The sequence below is a fragment of the Pelomonas sp. KK5 genome, assembly GCF_001984095.1.
GTDB lineage: Bacteria > Pseudomonadota > Gammaproteobacteria > Burkholderiales > Burkholderiaceae_C > KK5.
This window is the reverse complement of sequence record NZ_LYVQ01000360.1, coordinates 1-4,086: the sequence shown is the minus strand read 5'-3', so window position 1 is coordinate 4,086 and position 4,086 is coordinate 1. Positions and strand designations below refer to the sequence as shown.

General features: G+C 67.5%; 4 protein-coding genes. All 4 read left to right on the top strand.

Translation table 11 applies throughout. The features are described from left to right. Positions 1-474, top strand: a 474-nt coding sequence (locus tag B0W88_RS30245; protein ID WP_198937980.1) for an SPOR domain-containing protein, incomplete at its 5' end; no start/stop codon positions are given. Positions 475-496: 22 nt separating this feature from the next. Further along, positions 497-1,003: a CvpA family protein gene (locus B0W88_RS30240; RefSeq protein WP_083749168.1), complete on the top strand. Its 507-nt coding sequence runs from the start codon at positions 497-499 to the stop codon at positions 1,001-1,003. 44 nt (positions 1,004-1,047) lie between these two features. Further along, positions 1,048-2,559, top strand: coding sequence for an amidophosphoribosyltransferase (purF, locus tag B0W88_RS30235; RefSeq protein ID WP_077038216.1), 1,512 nt, complete (start codon positions 1,048-1,050; stop codon positions 2,557-2,559). A gap of 10 nt (positions 2,560-2,569) precedes the next feature. Further along, complete coding sequence (gene gltX, locus B0W88_RS30230) at positions 2,570-3,961, top strand: glutamate--tRNA ligase (protein WP_077038215.1); 1,392 nt, start codon at positions 2,570-2,572, stop codon at positions 3,959-3,961. Positions 3,962-4,086: the final 125 nt, after the last annotated feature.

Below are 4,086 nucleotides of genomic sequence, written 5' to 3'. Positions count from 1 at the left end.
GCCCAGGCCGAGCCGCAGCGCGAGGTGATCACCGAGCCGGCGGCCGAGGCGCCGATCGAGAAGCACGTGATCGAGAAGCCGGCTGAGCGGCCCGTCGAGAAGCCCGCCGCCAAGCCGAGCGAGAAGCCTGCAGAGAAGCCTGCCGACAAGCCGAAGCCCGCGCCGGAGAAGCCGGTGGCGAGCGCCGAATCCTCGCGCGTGCAGGCCATGCTGGAGGGCAAGGGCGCGGCCGCCTCCGCAGCGTCAGGCCGCTTCGTCGTCCAGGTCGGCGCCTACGCCGATGCGAAGGCCGCGCAGGAGGCCCGCATGAAGGTCGAACGCATGGGCCTGAAGACCTACACCCAGGCGGTGGACACGCCGGACGGCAAGCGCATCCGCGTGCGCGTCGGGCCCTTCGGTACGCATGATGAGGCCGCCAAGGTGGCGGCCAAGGTCAAGGGCGGCGGCCTGTCCACGGCCGTGCTGACGCTCTGATCCGACTGACCATCACGGGACCATGGACATGACGCTCAGCTGGGTCGATCTCGCGCTGCTGCTGCTGCTGCTGGCCTCGGTGCTGGTGGGGCTGTGGCGCGGGCTCGTGTTCGAGCTGCTGTCGCTGCTGGGCTGGGTGTTCGCCTATTTCGCCTGCCCCTTCGTCGCGCCCTGGATCGAGGCCTGGCTGCCGGCCGAGCGCATGGGCCCGACGCTGCTGCACGTGGCCGGCCTGGTGCTGGCCTTCATGCTGATCCTGATCCTCTGGGGCATCGCGGCCAAGCTCTTGCGTATGCTGATCCAGGCTTCGCCGCTGAGCTTCATCGACCGGCTGCTGGGCGCGGGCTTCGGCGTGCTGCGCGGGCTGCTGGTGTGCCTGCTGCTGGTCGTCGTGGTCAGCATGACGCCGGCCGTCGGCTCGCCCACCTGGCAGGCCTCGGTGGTGGCGCCGCGGCTGCAGCAGCTCTTGCATCAGATGCGACCGGTCCTACCTGAAGACCTGGTCAAGCTCCTTCCGGCCGAGGCGTGATCCGCCGCGGCCTTCAAGCATTTTCGAAACCGAGGAATTGAGTCATGTGTGGCATCACCGGCGTGATCTCCCGCTCTCCCGTCAACCAGCTGATCTATGACGCGCTGCTGCTCTTGCAGCACCGCGGCCAGGACGCGGCCGGGATCGTGACGATGCAGGGCAACAAGTGCTTCATGCACAAGGCGCGCGGCATGGTGCGCGACGTCTTCCGTACCCGCAATATGCGCGCGCTGCCCGGCACGATCGGCCTGGGCCAGGTGCGCTACCCGACGGCCGGCAACGCCTACAGCGAGGAAGAGGCCCAGCCCTTCTACGTCAACGCGCCCTTCGGCCTGGTGCTGGTCCACAACGGCAACCTGACCAACGCGCCGGCGCTGAAGAAGGAGCTGTTCGACATCGACCGTCGCCACATCAACACCGAGAGCGATTCCGAGGTGCTGCTGAACGTCGTCGCGCACGAGCTGGAGCGCGTCGCGCGCGACCTGCCGCTGACGCCGGATGGGGTGTTCAAGGCGGTGAGTGCCGTGCACAAGCGCATCAAGGGCTCCTACGCGGTGATCGCGCTGATCGCCGGCCATGGCCTGCTGGCCTTCCGCGATCCCTTCGGCATCCGCCCGCTGTGCTTCGGCGTGGCGGAGGAGGGCGAGTACATGGTGGCCAGCGAGAGCGTGGCGCTGGAAGGCACGGCCCACAAGCTGGTCCGCGACGTGGCGCCCGGCGAAGCCCTGTTCATCGACATGAGCGGGCAGCTGCACACCCGTCAGTGCGCCGAGAACCCGACGCTGAACCCCTGCATGTTCGAGTTCGTCTACCTGGCCCGGCCCGACTCGGTGATGGACGGCGTCTCGGTCTACCAGGCCCGCCTGAACATGGGCGAGACGCTGGCCCAGCGCCTGATCTCGACGATGCCGCCCAGCGACATCGACGTGGTGATCCCGATCCCCGAGTCGAGCCGCCCCTCGGCGATGCAGCTCGCGCACCGCATCGGCAAGCCCTACCGCGAAGGCTTCGTCAAGAACCGCTATGTCGGCCGCACCTTCATCATGCCGGGGCAGGGCGCGCGCAAGAAGTCGGTGCGCCAGAAGCTCAATGCGATCGGCCTGGAGTTCAAGGGCCGCAACGTGCTGCTGGTGGACGACTCGATCGTGCGCGGCACGACCTCGAAGGAGATCGTGCAGATGGCCCGCGAGGCCGGTGCCAACAAGGTCTACCTGGCCTCGGCCGCGCCGCCGGTGCGCTATCCGAACGTCTACGGCATCGACATGCCGACCAGCGAGGAACTGATCGCCCACGGCCGCACGATCGAGCAGATCCGCGAGTACATCGGCGCCGATGCGCTGATCTACCAGGACGTGGTGGCGATGAAGCGCGTCGTCGGCGCGCTGCAGCCGGCGCTGAACGGCTTCGAGGCGAGCTGCTTCGACGGCCACTACATCACCGGCGACGTGTCCGCCGAAGACTTCGCGACGATGAAGGAACAGCGCACGAGCCAGCCGGAAGAGGAAGAGGGCCCGGCCCGCACGCGCCTCGCCCTGCAAAGCGGCACCGAAATCTGATCTCGACGACATGACGACCATCCGCACCCGCATCGCCCCGTCGCCCACCGGCTTCCTGCACCTGGGCACCGCCCGCACGGCGCTGTATTCCTGGGCCTATGCCCGCCACCACGGCGGCCAGTTCGTGCTGCGCATCGAGGACACCGACGTGGCCCGCTCCACGCAGGACTCGGTCGAGCAGATCCTCGCCTCGATGAAGTGGCTGGGCCTGGATGCCGACGAAGGCCCGATCTACCAGATGCAGCGCCTGGAGCGCTACCAGGAGGTCATCGACGGGATGATCGAAGCCGGCACGGCCTATCGCTGCTACTGCACGCCGGAAGAACTGGACGCGATGAAGGCCGCGCAGGAAGCGCGCGGCGAGAAGCGCCGCTACGACGGCACCTGGCGCCCCGAGGCCGGCAAGACGCTGCCGGCGATTCCTGCCGACGTGAAGCCGGTCGTGCGCTTCAAGAATCCGGCCGCCGGCGACGTCAGCTGGGACGACTTGGTCAAGGGCCCGATCACGATCAACAACAAGGAGATCGACGACCTGATCATCCAGCGCACGGACGGCGTGCCCACCTACAACTTCGCCGTCGTCGTGGACGACTGGGACATGCGGATCACGCACGTGTTCCGCGGCGACGAGCACGTCAACAACACGCCCTGGCAGATCAACATCTTCAACGCGCTGAACGCGCCGCTGCCCAGGTTCGGCCATCTGCCGGTGATCCTCGGCGACGACGGCGCCAAGCTCAGCAAGCGCCGCGGCGCGGTCAGCGTCACCGCCTACGAGGACGACGGCTACCTGCCCGAGGCGATGCTGAACTACCTGTCGCGCCTGGGCTGGAGCCACGGCGACGACGAGCTGTTCACGCGCGAGCAACTGGTCTCGTGGTTCGACGGCACGCACCTGAACAAGAGCCCGGCACAGTGGGACCCGGCCAAGCTGGAATGGGTCAACGGCCAGTACATCAAGCAGGCCGACGATGCGCGGCTGGCGGCGCTGGTGGCCGTGCAACTGGCCAAGCGCGGCATCACCGCCGACGCGGCGAAGCTGACGCCGATGTGTGCGCTGTTCAAGGACCGTTGCGCGACGACGGTGGTGCTGGCCGACTGGCTCGCCATGTACTTCGCGCCGGTCACGCCGAGCGCCGAGGACCTGGCGGCCCAGGTGACGGACGCGACCAAGCCTGCCATCGCCACGCTGGCCGACAAGCTCGCCGGCCTTGCCGAGTGGAACAAGGCGGCCATCCAGGGCGCGATCAAGGAGACCATCGGCGCCCACGGCCTGAAGATGCCGCAGTTGGCTATTCCCGTGCGCGTGCTGGTCTGTGGCCGTGCGCAGACGCCCTCGGTCGACGCGGTGCTGGAGCTGTTCGACAAAGAAATTGTCATCAGCCGCTTGCGCGCTGTCTGAAATCTGTTCTATACTCTTGGTCTTGCTTGAACGGCGCGACACCTTTTGCGTTTGACTTAGCGGTTAAGCCAACGGGGGTATAGCTCAGCTGGGAGAGCGCTTGCATGGCATGCAAGAGGTCAGCG